Annotated in this window: 13 protein-coding genes and 2 pseudogenes; 4 read left to right on the top strand and 11 right to left on the bottom strand. The window is 55.0% G+C overall.

Annotated features, from left to right (window positions below):
• Positions 1 to 156 precede the first annotated feature (156 nt).
• Positions 157 to 1,515 (top strand): NADP-specific glutamate dehydrogenase, encoded by a 1,359-nt coding sequence (gene gdhA, locus D3H35_RS13685; protein ID WP_119149889.1) that lies wholly within the window; start codon positions 157 to 159, stop codon positions 1,513 to 1,515.
• Positions 1,516 to 1,697: 182 nt separating this feature from the next.
• On the opposite strand, the gene D3H35_RS13680 is transcribed toward gdhA, so the two are convergent.
• The 10 genes and pseudogenes from D3H35_RS13680 to D3H35_RS13625 all read right to left on the bottom strand — a co-directional run bounded on the left by D3H35_RS13680 (position 1,698) and on the right by D3H35_RS13625 (position 12,170).
• Entirely contained in the window at positions 1,698 to 2,243 is a 546-nt protein-coding gene (locus D3H35_RS13680) for a DinB family protein (RefSeq protein ID WP_233567931.1), read from the bottom strand.
• A gap of 65 nt (positions 2,244 to 2,308) precedes the next feature.
• Positions 2,309 to 3,255, bottom strand: a pseudogene (locus tag D3H35_RS13675) (helix-turn-helix transcriptional regulator).
• 766 nt (positions 3,256 to 4,021) lie between these two features.
• Positions 4,022 to 5,242: an MFS transporter gene (locus D3H35_RS13665; protein ID WP_119149886.1), complete on the bottom strand. Its 1,221-nt coding sequence runs from the start codon at positions 5,240 to 5,242 to the stop codon at positions 4,022 to 4,024.
• 2 nt (positions 5,243 to 5,244) lie between these two features.
• Complete coding sequence (locus tag D3H35_RS13660; RefSeq protein WP_119149885.1) at positions 5,245 to 5,988, bottom strand: SDR family NAD(P)-dependent oxidoreductase; 744 nt, start codon at positions 5,986 to 5,988, stop codon at positions 5,245 to 5,247.
• A gap of 70 nt (positions 5,989 to 6,058) precedes the next feature.
• Positions 6,059 to 7,384, bottom strand: a complete 1,326-nt coding sequence (locus D3H35_RS13655) for an MFS transporter (protein WP_119149884.1) — start codon at positions 7,382 to 7,384, stop codon at positions 6,059 to 6,061.
• A gap of 36 nt (positions 7,385 to 7,420) precedes the next feature.
• Entirely contained in the window at positions 7,421 to 8,320 is a 900-nt protein-coding gene (locus tag D3H35_RS13650) for a sigma-70 family RNA polymerase sigma factor (protein WP_233567930.1), read from the bottom strand.
• Position 8,321: 1 nt separating this feature from the next.
• Entirely contained in the window at positions 8,322 to 8,795 is a 474-nt protein-coding gene (locus D3H35_RS13645; RefSeq protein WP_119149883.1) for a carboxymuconolactone decarboxylase family protein, read from the bottom strand.
• A 1,190-nt stretch (positions 8,796 to 9,985) separates the two neighbouring features.
• Positions 9,986 to 10,276, bottom strand: a complete 291-nt coding sequence (locus D3H35_RS13635) for a DUF6509 family protein (protein ID WP_119149881.1) — start codon at positions 10,274 to 10,276, stop codon at positions 9,986 to 9,988.
• Between the two features lie 137 nt (positions 10,277 to 10,413).
• A complete protein-coding gene (locus D3H35_RS13630) occupies positions 10,414 to 11,160 on the bottom strand; it encodes a MerR family transcriptional regulator (protein ID WP_119149880.1) in 747 nt (248 codons plus the stop codon).
• A 77-nt stretch (positions 11,161 to 11,237) separates the two neighbouring features.
• Positions 11,238 to 12,170, bottom strand: coding sequence for an MBL fold metallo-hydrolase (locus D3H35_RS13625; protein WP_233568040.1), 933 nt, complete (start codon positions 12,168 to 12,170; stop codon positions 11,238 to 11,240).
• 303 nt (positions 12,171 to 12,473) lie between these two features.
• Here D3H35_RS13625 and D3H35_RS13620 point away from each other — a divergent pair, with 303 nt between their 5' ends.
• Positions 12,474 to 13,013, top strand: a complete 540-nt coding sequence (locus tag D3H35_RS13620) for a Crp/Fnr family transcriptional regulator (protein WP_119149878.1) — start codon at positions 12,474 to 12,476, stop codon at positions 13,011 to 13,013.
• On the opposite strand, the pseudogene hmpA reads toward D3H35_RS13620, so the two are convergent.
• Positions 12,980 to 14,193, bottom strand: a pseudogene (gene hmpA / locus D3H35_RS13615) (NO-inducible flavohemoprotein). The gene D3H35_RS13620 and the pseudogene hmpA sit on opposite strands and share 34 nt — an antisense overlap.
• Positions 14,194 to 14,379: 186 nt before the next feature.
• Here hmpA and D3H35_RS13610 point away from each other — a divergent pair.
• Together D3H35_RS13610 and D3H35_RS13605 are read left to right on the top strand one after the other, a co-directional pair.
• Positions 14,380 to 14,607: a hypothetical protein gene (locus D3H35_RS13610; RefSeq protein ID WP_119149877.1), complete on the top strand. Its 228-nt coding sequence runs from the start codon at positions 14,380 to 14,382 to the stop codon at positions 14,605 to 14,607.
• A 25-nt stretch (positions 14,608 to 14,632) separates the two neighbouring features.
• Positions 14,633 to 14,947 carry a hypothetical protein gene (locus D3H35_RS13605; RefSeq protein WP_119149876.1) on the top strand — a complete coding sequence of 105 codons (315 nt, stop codon included), beginning with the start codon at positions 14,633 to 14,635 and terminating at the stop codon, positions 14,945 to 14,947.
• Positions 14,948 to 14,971 lie beyond the last annotated feature (24 nt).

The raw sequence follows: 14,971 nt of genomic DNA, 5'->3' as shown, positions 1-14,971 counted from the left end.
AATAGTCCATAAAAAATGTTTTAACCCCCAAAAATAATTTTTATTTTCCTTTTTCGACTTCTGTATGTATAATTATTCGCTATAGTGCAAATTAAGTGTCATAAAGTGCAAAAATACGGAATTTAATAACATTTTACAGAAACAGGAGCTAACGACATGATCACAGCAACTCGCGCAAGCCTTTATGTTCAGCAGGTTTATGAAGGTGTTCTGAAAAGAAACCCGAACGAGAACGAGTTCCATCAAGCCGTGTATGAAATCCTCACTTCTCTGGAGCCGGTATTCGAGCAGCATCCCGAATTTATCGAGCGCGGCATTCTTGAAACGATCGTCGAGCCGGAAAGAATGGTTTCGTTCCGCGTTCCATGGGTCGACGACCAAGGCAAGACGCAAGTGAACCGCGGCTTCCGCGTGCAATTCAACAGCGCAATCGGGCCTTACAAAGGCGGTCTGCGTTTTCATCCTTCCGTTAACGCGAGCATCATCAAGTTTTTGGGCTTCGAGCAAATCTTCAAAAACTCCCTCACAGGTCTTCCTATCGGCGGCGGCAAAGGCGGCTCCGACTTCGATCCGAAAGGCAAATCGGACAACGAAATTATGCGCTTCTGTCAAAGCTTCATGACCGAGCTTTACCGCTACGTCGGCCAAGACACCGACGTTCCGGCCGGAGACATCGGCGTTGGAGCTCGCGAAATCGGCTATATGTTCGGCCAGTACAAAAGAATTCGCGGCGGCAACGAGCCCGGCGTCCTGACCGGCAAAGGATTGGACTACGGCGGAAGCCTTACCCGCAAGGAAGCGACCGGCTACGGCTGCGTTTACTTCGTCGACGAGATGCTGAAGACGGTCGGCGACAGCTTCCAAGGAAAAACCGTCGTCGTATCCGGATCGGGCAACGTGTCCATCTATGCGATTGAGAAGGCCCACCAGCTCGGGGCAAAAGTCGTGGCGTGCAGCGACTCCGGCGGATACATCTACGATCCGAACGGCATCAACCTCGATACGGTCAAGCAATTGAAGGAAGTCGAGCGGAAGCGGATCAGCGAATATGTGAAAATCCACGCCGGCGCCGAGTTCCATGCGGATTACCAGAACATCTGGTCGATTCCTTGCGATATCGCGCTTCCTTGCGCCACGCAGAACGAAATCGACGAGCAGTCCGCCAAAACTCTCGTAGCGAACGGCGTCAAAGCGATCGGCGAAGGCGCGAACATGCCTTCAACGCTCGAAGCGATCAACGTGTTCCTGGACAACAAAGTGTTGTTCGGTCCGGCCAAAGCGGCCAACGCCGGCGGCGTGGCGGTATCCGCCCTCGAAATGTCCCAGAACAGCATGAGATACTCCTGGACGTTCGAAGAAGTCGACACGAAGCTCAAGCAAATCATGACTTCGATTCACGCCAACAGCGCCAAAGCGGCCGAGCAGTTCGGACACCCGGGCAATCTCGTCGTCGGCTCCAATATCGCCGGCTTCCTGAAAGTGGCGCGCATCATGATGGCTCACGGCGTTATCTAGGTCTCCGCTACAGAGGCGATTTTTGGACAGCTTAACTGGAAAAGCCTCCGCAAGTGCAAAATCGGACCACACGACCCTCAAACGGCGCTCTCCCGATATATAGCCTTGCTCGTATATGCGCAAAAGCCCGGCAACCGCTGAAAAACAGCGATGCCGGGCTTCTTTGCGTTCCTTTGAGCCGTTTAACCGTTGCTGCTGCTAAGCCAATCCTGCAGCCTCTTCTTCTGAAGAAGGTGGTGGCGAAAGTGCATCTCGACGAGCGCAAACCATTGATTTGCGTTAAAAGCGCCGAGCCTCGGATGGTCGACGGTTTGCCGCGGATCGATGCTTTCCAATTCGGAGCTTATTTCCTTCATTCGGCGAAGCACCGTTTGCAGCCCTTCCGCAAGCTGCTCTTTGCTCTCGGGCTGTCCGGGCGTATATTGAGGGGAGGGCGGCACTTGAATGCGCACCGGAGGGAAGCCCCCTGCAGCGAAAATCGCTTGGCCGGCTTCCGTTGCCCCCTTCGTCTCGGTCACGCTCTCTCCGCTCCGGTCTCTGCAAATTTCCACATTGCGAAGCTGCATGTTGAGAGCGGTGTTAATAAGGTGAACGTACATTTGCCCGAGCGACCATTCGTCCTCGCTTGGCTTGCGAGTCAATTGTTCCATGCTGTAAGCCTTCAATTCATCGGCGTACAGATCCGTTAGCTGCCCCAGGCTAGTTACCGTCTCGATATGGCTTATCATAATCATCGGCTCCTTCGATTTTCAATCTGTTCCGATCATACAAAAACGCTACTGACATCTGTCTGTCAGTAGCGTTTTAACATTTTTTTGAGCTCATCCTTTACCCGCTTTCGGAACGAATCCGGCTCCAGCACGATGATGCCTGCCCCCACCCGAGCACCCATTGCAAAATATCTTCCGGATCTCGGACGCGGAACGTTACAAGCAAGCCATCCTTCGTCTCCTCGGTCGATTCCATGAAAAAGTTAGTCGATTCCTGCACAAAATCGGAGACAGCCGGCTTCGCCAACACGCGCACCCGAATATTGCGATCATCCGGTACCTTGTATTCCTCCAGACGAAAATCAGGTGGAAGCTGGTACCGCTCTTCCGTCACGGCAAGCTCGATCATGCGAGACAGCCGAAAATGCCGCAGCTCTTGCCGAAGATCGCAATGCGCCAGCAGGATCCACGACCCATGGACCAACACGAGCCCGTATGGAGCCGCTTCTCTTAGGGATTGCCTTTTTCCGTCGGCGTCCGGTTTCCTCTTCGAGTACTTGAACCGTACTTTCCGCCCTTCCAGAATAGCCCGGCGAATCGTGCGCAAGCCTTCTTTCTCCCGTTCGCCGCTTCTCGCTTCCGTCGTATCGATCAGCCGAATCGTCGTCCTTGTACGAGCGGCCTCTCTGCTTATGGCGTCCGGCAAAATCGCCTCGATCTTCCCCTTCGCAGACAGCGCCTTGGAACCGTAGCTCTCGTCAAATTGCTGCTCGACGAAGTCCGCTCCGACGAGAAGTGCGACGGCTTCCTCGACCGAAAAGCTCACCGGAGGCAAAAAGTACCCTGCCATGAGCGAATACCCGCGCCCCGCTTCGCCGATAATCGGAACTCCCGCCTCGCTCAGAGCTTGCATATCCCGATAGATGGTCCGAACGCTCGTCTCGAACGCGGCAGCCAAATCCTCCGCCCGCGAGACGCCTTTGCGCTGAAGCTCAAGCACGATGGCTAACAAACGGTCTGTTTTGTTCAAGCTGCCGCATCCTCCCCGGTAAGATGACTTTATGATCATTTTACCTGAAAGACGGCGGAATACGAACGATTTTGTTTGGGGCGGCGAAAAACAGGCGGCGTATTTCGGCTGCTCAATGACACAGGGGGGAGTGTGCAGAAGCGCGGTGGAATAAGGCACCCTCAGTTACTATTTCCGGCGGTCGGATGGCAATTCGAGGAAATAAGGCACCTACAGTTACTATTTCCGGCGGTCGGGCGGGCATTCGAGGAAATAAGGCACCTACAGTTACTATTTCCGGCGGTCGGATGGGCAGGCGTGGAAATAAGGCACCTACAGTTACTATTTCCGGCGGTCGGGTGGGCAGGCGTGGAAATAAGGCACCCTCAGTTACTATTTCCGGCGGTCGGATGGGCAGACGCGGAAATAAGGCACCCTCAGTTACTATTTCCGGCGGTCGGATGGCAATTCGAGGAAATAAGGCACCCTCAGTTACTATTTCCGGCGGTCGGGCGGGCAGACGCGGAAATAAGGCACCCTCAGTTACTATTTCTGGCGGTCGGGCGGGCATTCGAGGAAATAAGGCACCTACAGTTACTATTTCCGGCGGTCGGGTGGGCAGACGCGGAAATAAGGCACCCTCAGTTACTATTTCCGGCGGTCGGGCGGGCATTCGAGGAAATAAGGCACCCTCAGTTACTATTTCTGGCGGTCGGGCGGGCATTCGAGGAAATAAGGCACCTACAGTTACTATGACGAGCCATTCGAGAGCGCGGCGACCGGCCCGTTACTCGGCCGCAAGACGGCGGCGCATGAAGTACCAGCTGAGCATAGGAGCGCTGCCGATCAATAGCAGCAGCCAGTTGATGACCACCGGAGCGCGACTTATGTAAAGCGTCGAAATAAAAATGGCCATGCCCGCGATTCGGCCCGCGTTCAGCGCAAGCTCCCTCATGACCACGTACTCGACTCTCTGCCGCGCGCTTTCCTCGTCCTTCCCTATCATATCGAATACCGCCGACGTCATCGGAATCGTATAGAGCGGGATGAACAACGCAACGCCGATGCCGAATAGCAATAGCGTCGTAAAGCTAACGCCAAAAAAGAACGGGACAATGACCGCCGTCATGACGATCGTGCCGACCAGCATCGCTTTTTCCCTCCAAGCCGGCTTCAGCCATTTGCCGACCGCATAGAAGCTGGCGAAGCCGACCGCGGAGGTGATCAAAGCGAAGTTGCCAAGCTTCCATTCGCTGCCCGTCTGAATGTACACAAGTACCCCGATGACGATGCCGAAGACACCCTCCCGCAGCCCTTGCGCAACAAGCGCCGCCACGACCGGCCTCCAAGGCGCACCCGGTTTTCGCAAAGCCCGAACGGTCAGCAGCCAGTCGTAGTTCCCCGCCGCCGCTCTTTTTTGCAACAGGAAGCTCACCCCGATACCCGCCAAAAACAAACCGAACGAAATCATAAAAATGACCCGGTACCCGCTTTCGCCCGCCATCTTCGAGATGAGATAGCCCGAGCACCAGGGCGCGACCATTCCGGCGACTGAGCCGATGACCCCCGACCACCCGTTGAAGCGATCGCGATTGTCGGCGTTCGTCGCTTCAAAATAGACGACGTTAAAGGCCAGCCAAAAAAATCCGACCGCAATCCCCTGAACGATGCCTAACAGCCACACATACTGAATCGCAGCCTTGCCAAAGAGAAGCACGAGGACATAAAAGGAGGCGGACGCTCCGATCCCAAGCCTCAGGACAATCATTTTGTTGCCTTCCTTCGCTACGTTCCCGGCAATCCAGAACGTCAGCGCCATAAAAGCGTGAGTAAGCAGCGTAAACCATCCGAGCAAGATGAAGTCGTTGCTTTCTTTCCACAGGTACACTCCAAGGAAAGTACCGGACAAAGCATTGGCTGTAATAAAAAGACCGTTGACCGCGAGCAGCAGCAATGTCTGTTTGTCCAATTGACCGCCAGCGTGTGCGGATTGTCGCTTATTATGCATCCTTATTGCGCCGTATAGCCGCCGTCCACGAGCAAGCTAGCCCCGGTAACGAAGGAAGCGTCGTCGCTAGCTAGAAACAGAACCGTTTTCGCTACTTCATCCGGTCGACCGAGCCGTTTCATCGGATGCAGATCGACCAAGTGCCGCGTGATCGCTTCCGTTCGCCCTCCGATTAACGGCGTATCGATATAGCCGGGGCACACCGCGTTAACGCGAATTCCTCGGGTCGCATAGTCAATCGCCAATGTCTGGGTGAGCAGCTTCACTCCGCCTTTTGCCGCCGCATAAGCGGTAACGTTCCCTTTGCCGACGTGACTGTGTATGGAACCGCAATTGACGATAGTCCCGCCCGTTCCTTGCGTCAGCATCTGCTCGATAGCGTACTTATCGCAGTAAAATACGCCGGACAGATTGATGTCGATCGTCAGCCTCCAGGCATCGGAGGTCAGTTCGTGCGCAGGGCCGTCCTTGGCGATTCCGGCATTGGCGAATAACACGTCCACCTTGCCGAACGCCTCCACCGTGCTCGCGATCATCCGCTTAACTTGCTCCTCCTGCGTCACGTCCGTTTTTTCGAATAAGGCTTCGCAGCCTTGCGATTTAAGCTCCTCCGCCAGTTGCTCTCCGCGATCCGAGAAATCCGCGATGACAACCTTTGCCCCCTCAGCCGCGAACAGCCGAACGGTCGATTCGCCGATTCCGCTTGCCCCTCCGGTTACGATAACGCTTTTATCCTTGAACCTCATATCGCCAGATCCCTGCCTTTCTAACATCGCGCTCTTTCGAGAACTACGTAGTTAGACTGGCTTTTGAGTTCTAAAATATACGGCGCGCGTCGGATGAATGCTTATACCACAGCAATATTCCTATCGAACACAGACTGACGGCGAACAAGAGGCCATATACGTGACGATAGGCGTTCGCGAGCGAAGCATGCATCTGATATTCAAGCAGGAGGCCGCATATTGCAACCGAAACGGAGCCTCCGAAAAATTGAACGAGCTGGAGAAGTCCCATTCCGGAGCCGATCAGCTTTTGCGGGAGCAAGAGCGACGTTTCATTGTTGATGGAAGCCATCGTTGCAGAAAAAGCGGGCGAGAATACGAGGTATCCGCACAAAATGACGAGGGGCGAGGCTGCGAGCTCAAACGTGAAAAAGACCAGAACCGCAGCGATCATACATTGTCCGATCAGCAAAAATCGCACGTTGCCGTATCGATCGATCCACCGGCCGACGAAACGCGTAAAAAAAGTCGATAAAATGGCGCCCGGAGCGATCAATAACCCGATCGTCATCGCCGATTTGCCGAACAAATGGGCAAGCGCGAGCGGCATGAGGAACAAATTCCCCAAATTAAGCACGAGCATGCAAAACCCGACGGTCAGCAGCTTTCCATAACCTTTTTGCTTTAGCAGCTCGGGATTGATGAACGAATTTTTCGCTTTTTTCATATGCCGGGCATGGACGGCGAACGATCCTATGCTGACGGCAAGCCATAGGGCCGACTGCTGAGTAACCGCCGTTAGAAGCGATGCCGCGTTGACGACGGTCAGAAGCGCTCCCCATACGTCGAATGCCCGGCCGGCAGCGGGCTGCTCCTTGGGCAGCAATCGAAGCAGCACCGGGAGGACGGCAAGCACAAGACAAGTGACAGCGAACAGACCGTTCCACCCGAAGTACTCGCTGATCAACCCGCCTGCGATCGGTCCAAGCCCGAACGCCATCGCGCTTCCCGCCGAGATCATGGCAATCGCCTTGCCGCGTCGGCTGGCCGGGATATACCGGCTGGCGAGCACAAGACCAAGCCCTGCCATCGCGCCCGCTCCCGCCGATTGCAAAATCCTCGCACCCAGCAGGGCATTGAAATCGCGCGCAAATATTCCCAGAACAGAGGAAATACCGAGAATAAGAAGTCCCACGGTCGTTAGCTTTCGGATGGACGCAACATCCGATAATCGGCTGTAGATGACCGTCGACAGAGCATATCCGATGGAATAGCTCGAAATAATCCATGAAGCGAGATCCGCCGTTATGTGGAGATCCGCCGTTATGCTAGGAATCGACACGTTGAACATCGTCGTATTCATGACGACGATGAACAGGCCGAACGTCCAGATAGGCATTACCATTTTGTCATTCATAGCTGTCTCTTCTCTTTTCGTTGCGGATGCGGAGCTTTATTGAACGCCATGCAGCTTGTCGGGATTAAGTACCATATACAAGTTCCTGATCCGGTCACGCTCCGGCGTCAGCTCGATGCATAATACGCCGCGGGCGACCCCATCCTCCGAAAAAACGATGTTCGTCTCGCTGTTGACGAGCGTCAGCGAATGGCTCCACACGCTGCGCGGTTTGATCAGCGCTTTTGGAGATGTCAGCAGAGCGATTACGCGCTTGCGGCCGAGTATCGGATGGATAGCCGAGTTCACGCGGCCTCCTCCGTCCAAGATCATCGTCGCATCCTGCGCCAGCAATTCCAAAAGCCTTTCAACATCGTAATGTTGAAAGGCTTCGACGAATTTTTCCACAATCGGGCTTCGGATCAACGGGGTATCGGCGGCGGCGGACACGTCCTGCATCCCCGCCTTGGCGCGGCTGAAAATTTTCCGGCAATTCGTCGCCGATTTGCCGAGAATGTCCGCTATCTCTTCGTAGTCGTATTCGAACGCCTCCCGCAGCAGAAAGACCGCCCTCTCCGTTGGGGTCAGCTTCTCCAGCATGACCTGGTAGGCATAGGAGAGCGAATCGTTCTGCTCCGCCTCCAGTTCGGGAAGCCCCGAGGATTCGGAGAACGGCTCGGGGAGCCATTCTCCGACGTAGAGCTCTCTCTTGCGCCGAGAAGAACGAAGAACGTTCAGGCAGCGGTTCATTGTCCACTTGGCCAAATACGCTTTCGGATTCTTTATGTTTCGGGAATCGGCAGCGTACAGATCCGCGAACAAATCCTGCGCCGCATCCTCCGCATCCGATACCGATCCGAGCATCCGATAGGCGATGGAGATGACATACTTGCGGTAAGTTCGGTACCAAATCTCCCCCAAGGGAGGCTCGACGGCGCCCAGCTCCGTATGAATCAACTCAGCTCCCCCTCTCTCCGAAACCGCAATTACGAGAAGCAGCCGGGAACATTCCCGTTGCGATAGCGATTCGGTTCCAGCTATTGATCGTATTGATCGACACAATGAGATCGATGTACTCTTTCTCGTCGAAGTAGGCTCTGACGTTCTCGTACACCGGCTGCGGCACGCCGACCTGCGAAATATTCGTAACATGCTCGGCCAGCTCCAGCACGGCTTTTTCCTTATCCGTGAAAATAGGAACTTCCCGCCACAACCCGATCAGCAATATCCGGTCCGCGTGATCCCCGAGCTTCATCAAATCTTTGGCGTGCATATCCAGACAGAACGAGCAGCCGTTTATCTGGGAAACGCGTATTTTGATCAATTCGTACAGAACCTTGTCTACTCCGCTCTGGCTAATGTGAGCTTCCATCGCTCTCATAGCTTGATAAGCCGGCTCGTTGGCCGCGCGGTAATTGAATCTGAGTGACATGTAAGTTGCCTCCTTTAGTATTGTACACCTAGAAGACAACTGACAACCTCTTTTTGTGACATTAGGCAAAAGGAGGGGCTCTCCCGTATGTTTGCCCGTCGCATTCCGGCGCTGTCCCCTCTATTCGCCAGCCATAGTAACCATGAGTGTCTTATTCCGGCGCCGCTTCCTCCGTTGGCCCGCCATAGTAACTGTGAGTGCCTTATTTCGGCGTGCTCCCTCGCTTTGGCCCGCCACAGTAACCGTGAGTGCCTTATTTCGGCGCGCTCCCTCACTTTGGCCCGCCATAGTAACTGTGAGTGCCTTATTTCGGCGCGCTCCCTCCATTCGCCCGCCATAGTAACTGTGAGTGCCTTATTTCGGCGCCGCTTCCTCCGTTGGCCCACCATAGTAACTGTGAGTGCCTTATTTCGACGCGCTCCCTCACTTTGGCCCGCCATAGTAACTGTGAGTGCCTTATTTCGGCGCTGCTCCCTCCATTCGCCCGCCATAGTAACTGTGAGTGCCTTATTTCGGCGCGCTCCCTCACTTTGGCCCGCCATAGTAACCGTGAGTGCCTTATTTCGGCGCGCTCCCTCACTTTGGCCCGCCATAGTAACCGTGAGTGCCTTATTTCGGCGCGCTCCCTCACTTTGGCCCGCCATAGTAACTGTGAGTGCCTTATTCCGGCGCACTCCCTCACATTTCCCCGCCATAGTAACCGTGAGTGCCTTATTTCGCCGCTGCTCCCTCCATTCGCCCGCCATAGTAACTGTGAGTGCCTTATTCCGGCGCACTCCCTCACATTTCCCCGCCATAGTAACCGTGAGTGCCTTATTTCGCCGCTGCTCCCTCCATTCGCCCGCCATAGTAACTGTGAGTGCCTTATTTCGGCGCGCTCCCACACTTTGGCCCACCATAGTAACCGTGAGTGTCTTATTTCAGCGCTGATCCCTCCATTCGCTCGCCATAGTAACTGTGAGTGTCTTATTCCGACGCCGCTCCCTCCATTCGCCTGCCATAGTAACCGTGAGTGTCTTATTCCAACGCCGCTTCCTCCATTCGCCCGCCATAGTAACCGTGAGTGCCTTATTCCGGCGCGCTCCCCTCCATTCGCCCGCCGCAGCGTCCCCCACCCCAACGAGAAGAGTCGGAACGCAGCAAAGCCCCGATCAAGAGATCGAGGCTTGCTTCCGTTTTATCGTTTTCGATTACGATTCCGGCAAATTCTCTTTGCAGTAAGCGGCAAGCGTCTCTTCTTCGTCCGCTTCCGGATCGAAATCGAGGACCCGATCCGTCGATTTCTCGATGAAATTGCAGGTAACGATACTTGTCTTATCCTCGTCCACCTTAAAGACGACCCGGGCGTAGATTCCATTCTCCGAGTAGAGCTCGTCCTCTTCGTCGACTTCCAAATCGAGCTTGAATTCGTACCTTTTGCCGACCAGGATTCCGAACGGGTCCTTGGCCGCTTCCACGCTGTGCTTCGTTACTGTGAACATAGTTTCAATCCTTTCCGCGACAGTTCTTACCCATTATACACTTGTCGAGGCCATCTTGAACGCCGCGCCGAAGAACCCCGTCTGCGCAAGCGGCAGAGAGGTTCGTGCACCTGTCATTATCGGCTCATCGTTCTTGCTCAGTTCTTGCTCTTATCGGCGTAGACAGCCATCGCATCCCGCATGAACACAGCCAAGCCTTCGCCGAACTGGTCGATGTTAGCGGTAAACCGTTCGTCGTCGACGTACATTTGGCCGAGCGCTTTGAACGCCTCGGGCGAATAGCTGCCCATTTGGTTCAAAAAGTCGTACCATTCCTTGATGGCAACCTGCGCCTCCTCGGATTCCGGCGAACCGCCGCGCAGGGTGGCAAGCTTGAAGTAAATGGCGTTCATCTCGTCGGAGATCTCCTGCTGTTTATCCTTGGACAAGCCTCCAACCTTGGCGTTAGCCTCGTCGACCGCCTCGTCCCCCCATCGCTCCCGCGCTTCTTGCTCGTAAGGAGTGCGGCTAAAATCGAAGCCTTCGAATTTTTCTTTGTTGGTCATTTGAATTTCCCCTCTCGCATGTCGAACCGTCTTCTCGATCGTCGCGATCATGGCGTCGATCCGGCTTCGTTTTTCCATTAGCAGCTTGCGGTGCAGCTCCATCGCTTTTTCGCGGTCGAAAACGGGACTGCTCATGATTTCCTTGATCTTTTTCAGAGGGAAGTCGAGCTCCTTGAAAAAAAGAATCTGCTGCAGCGTCTCCAGATTAGCGTCGGAATAGAGGCGATATCCGGCATCCGTCGTCTCGTCGGGCGCTAGCAGCCCGATTTCATCGTAATGGTGCAAAGTACGCAAGCTAATGCCGACCAGCTCCGCCACTTCCTTCACTCTCATCGACACCCTCGCAGCCTCCCCTCAATCCGAATTATAGAGTATAACGATACGTTAGGGTCAATAGAAAAAAGCAAACGTATCCTCTACGCTCTCCACCAAGGGGAAGTCGGATATTCGGGAGCTCCGATCGTCACGGCTTGCCCGATTCTCGGGGTCGCTACGTCGGCCCCGCTCTGCTCGGCCTTGCGCAGCACCCGCTCCACAGGATCGGTCCAATCGTGCACCGCCAGCGTAAACGCTCCCCAATGGATCGGAATCATGAGCTTCCCGCCGACATCGAGATGAGCTTGAACCGTTTCCTCCGGCATCATATGAATCAGCGACCATCTCTCGTCGTATTGCCCGCACTCCATCAGCGTCAGGTCGAACGGACCGAAGCGCTCGCCAATCTGTTTGAAATGAGGCCCATACCCGCTATCCCCGCTAAAAAACACCTTCGTACCGCCGCCGTCGATAACCCAAGAACACCACAGCGTCGACAACCGATCGTTAACGCTGCGCCCGGAGAAATGCCTGGCCGGAGCGCACACCAGCTTCAGCCCCTCGAATTCGGCTTCGTCCCACCAGTCGGCTTCGGTAATACGTTCCCGAGAGACGCCCCATCGTTCCAGATGGGCTCCTACTCCCAACGGCACGAAAAACCGCCGAACCTTCTTTTGCAGCTTTTTGATGGAGCCGTAATCCAGATGATCGTAATGATCGTGGGAGAGGATTATCGCATCGATCTCGGGAAGCTCTTCGATCTCGAACGGCAGCTTGCCTCCGTAGCGCTTCCCTCCCAGCAGAGGAAAAGGCGAGGGTGCCGAGCCGAACATCGGATCCAGCAGAAGGGTCAATCCGTTCATCTGGAGCAGCAGCGCCGAATGACCGAACCAGATCGCTTTCGCTTGATTTTTATTTTGCAGAAGCAGAGGGTTAAAAGTATCCGCTGGGAGCGCTTTTCGAGGCTTGCGATTCGGGCTGCCCTTCAGCATTTCAGCCATGACGCCCATCATCGTCTTGAAGCTCATATCCATCGGGGTGGGCTCCGGATAGACGAACCGTCCGTCTGCGTAGTTGACGGAACCGTCGATAGACCGCCGATCGTCCCCTGCCGCTTTGGCTCCCAAGGGAGGATACAGCTTGATGACGAGATAGGCCGCGACAACGATAGCCGTTATAATGAGAAGATAAATCATAGGGATAGACAGCCTCTTTTCCGAAAAAATTCGCGGATTCGAGCAGCTGACTCCGCCCCTATATCCTATCAAACCGAAAAAGCGAAAACCAGAACGACCCGGCTTTCGCTTTCTTGCTCCAAAAAGGGAGGCTGTTCGGCAATGATTTTGCACAAAGGAGAGACGCTCTTTCGCCAGGGCGAATCCGGCCCGCTATACCGGTTGAAGAGCGGCTTGCTGAAGATCGTTCGCCTGCACGGAGACGGCACTCCGATTCTCGTCAACGTCATCGTACCGGGCGAGACGATTCCCCATCACTCGTTGATCAGCCCCAATCCTTATTACGGCACCGCCATTGCTCTCGTCACGTGCGAAATCGACGTTATACCGGCTGCGGAATGGTATACGGAGCTGGAACGAAATCCGGACAAATGCCGCTCGATCGCCCTGCTCCTTCAGGACAAGCTGAGAATGATGCAGCAGCGCATCGACCAACTGACGGAAGTCGCTCCGGCGGACAAGCTGCGCAAGCTGCAAGCCTGGTTCCACTCCTATATCGCTCCGACCAGCATGACCGACGTGCTCACGCAGGATGAGATCGGCCAATTCATCGGCCTCCGCCGGGAGACGGTGAACCGACTCCTTCGCTCCCAAGCCGCGAACGACGCTTACAAGGTTCCCGCCGGCCCGAAAAACTCGTAATGAATATCCGCCGCCGCAACGCCCAGCTCTTGAAGCGAACCGTTGATCGCCTTCATGAACGGCACCGGTCCGCAGAAATAAAAGCCGGCGTCCGTCGTCGGTACGACCGTCCGCAGCCACGGCAAGTCGACGTACCCTTCTTTGTCAAAAGCGTTCGCCGCCCGATCCTCGTCCGTCGGCTTCTCGTAGCACCAGTATAAAGACACTTGGGCGTGGTTGCGCGCAATCTCCTCCACCTGCTCCTTCAACGCATGAGCGTTCCCGTTGCGTGCCGCATGCACGAACGTGACCTGACGGGCAGGGTCGGTGTCGACCACAGCAGTCAGCATGCTAAGCATAGGAGTTAGTCCCACCCCACCGCTCAGCAGAACGATCGGCCGCTTGTCTTCTCTGTCGAGCGTGAACTCCCCGGCCGGAGCCGATACGGATAGAATGTCCCCTTCCTTCAATTGCTCGTGCAAATAGACCGATACTTTCCCGGCGGCAGCTCCGCGATTTCGTCCTCCCGCTTGACGGAAATCCGGTAGTACGGCTTACCCGGAGCGTCAGACAGGCTGTATTGGCGCAGATGAGTATGCTCCTCGCCCGGAATCGCCATTTTTAGGCCAATGTACTGCCCCGGCTCAAAAGCGGCGATAGCTTGACCGTCCTGCGGAACTAGGTAGAAGGACGTGATCACTTCGCTTTCCTTAACCTTCTTACTCAAGACGAAATCCCGATACCCCGCCCAGCCGCCATCCTGCTTCTCGGCCTGCTCGTACATCTCCGCCTCCACGCCGATGAATGCGTCCGCGATTACTCCGTAAGCTTCCGCCCACGCTTGCAAGATATCCTCGGTCGCCGCATCTCCCAGCACGTCCTTAATGGCAGCCAGAAGGTTCTGTCCGACGATCGGGTAATGCTCCGCCTTGACGCCAAGGCTGCGGTGCTTGTGGGCGATCTGCTTGACGACAGGCAGAATCGCGTGCAGCTTGTCGATATTCTGAGCGGCGGCATATACGGCGTTCGCCAACGCGGTCTGCTGTCTTCCCTGCTTCTGATTGGCATGGTTAAAAATATTCAGCAGCTCGGGATGTCCGGTGAACAGCCGCTCGTAAAACCGCTTCGTAATCGCCGTTCCGTGAACCTCAAGCACCGGAACCGTCGACTTGATAATAGCTATCGTGTTGGAGCTTAGCATTTTGATTTCCCCGCTTTCGTTGCGCTTGATATGTCCCAAGCCAAGTATACGGGGCGAGACGGCATCGAACGTGTGATTACAATCACTCGAATTAGCAACGAATTGTGACCGTGTATCGGCCGGCGGCGAATAATTCACGAACCCGGAGAAAAGCTAACGACAACTGCGAAGGGAGCGATCCTCAACGTGTATACCTTGTTATTTATTCTGGGCGCGGCCGCCGTCGTTTACTTGCTGGTCGGTTCCATCGTGCTTTTTCGCAAGCAGCAGCGCGAAAACTCGACTCTCGACAAAGGAGCCAGCATGACTACGGTGAAGCATCCTATTGCCGCGAATCCAATCTTCATCCTCTATCTGACCCTTCCGCTGCTCGCCGTCGTGTTGGCCATCATCTGGATTGCCGTCACTCAATAGGAAAAAGGAGGAGGCCTATTCCGTCATGGATAGACAACGATACTATGTGTCCGTTCAAGCCAAGACGATCACGAACCATCAAGGCGACGCGGCCTACGAATTCGCCATCGACGCCTTGCCCGAGGACATCGACAAGCTGCAGGAGCTGTTCGCCGCTATGGAGGAATTCGACGAGATGAGCTTTATCCGCAATCCTCTGCCGGGAATTCCTTACCATCACGACAGCGAGAACGACGGCTACGACTATTACTTGAAGGAAAGCTACAAGCTTATCGGACAGCTTAGCGACGAGAAAACCCGAAGCTTTATCGCCTCGATGCCTTTGAATGCGGAAACGTAATTCAAGCCTGCTGTCGATTAACAT

It is taken from the genome of Cohnella faecalis (genome assembly GCF_003570905.1).
GTDB lineage: Bacteria > Bacillota > Bacilli > Paenibacillales > Paenibacillaceae > Cohnella > Cohnella faecalis.
The sequence above is the reverse complement of the archived record's forward strand: the minus strand, read 5'-3'. Positions and strand labels throughout refer to the sequence as shown.

Excerpts from the sequence above, each read along its gene's own strand:
- D3H35_RS13645 (WP_119149883.1), bottom strand. The coding sequence starts at position 8,795 with ATGTCACTCAGATTCAATTACCGCGCGGCCAACGAGCCGGCTTATCAA.
- gdhA (WP_119149889.1), top strand. The coding sequence starts at position 157 with ATGATCACAGCAACTCGCGCAAGCCTTTATGTTCAGCAGGTTTATGAA.
- D3H35_RS13680 (WP_233567931.1), bottom strand. The coding sequence starts at position 2,243 with ATGATAAGCCATATCGAGACGGTAACTAGCCTGGGGCAGCTAACGGAT.
- D3H35_RS13625 (WP_233568040.1), bottom strand. The coding sequence starts at position 12,170 with ATGGATATGAGCTTCAAGACGATGATGGGCGTCATGGCTGAAATGCTG.
- D3H35_RS13605 (WP_119149876.1), top strand. The coding sequence starts at position 14,633 with ATGGATAGACAACGATACTATGTGTCCGTTCAAGCCAAGACGATCACG.
- D3H35_RS13655 (WP_119149884.1), bottom strand. The coding sequence starts at position 7,384 with ATGAATGACAAAATGGTAATGCCTATCTGGACGTTCGGCCTGTTCATC.
- D3H35_RS13635 (WP_119149881.1), bottom strand. The coding sequence starts at position 10,276 with ATGTTCACAGTAACGAAGCACAGCGTGGAAGCGGCCAAGGACCCGTTC.
- D3H35_RS13620 (WP_119149878.1), top strand. The coding sequence starts at position 12,474 with ATGATTTTGCACAAAGGAGAGACGCTCTTTCGCCAGGGCGAATCCGGC.
- D3H35_RS13660 (WP_119149885.1), bottom strand. The coding sequence starts at position 5,988 with ATGAGGTTCAAGGATAAAAGCGTTATCGTAACCGGAGGGGCAAGCGGA.
- D3H35_RS13665 (WP_119149886.1), bottom strand. The coding sequence starts at position 5,242 with ATGCATAATAAGCGACAATCCGCACACGCTGGCGGTCAATTGGACAAA.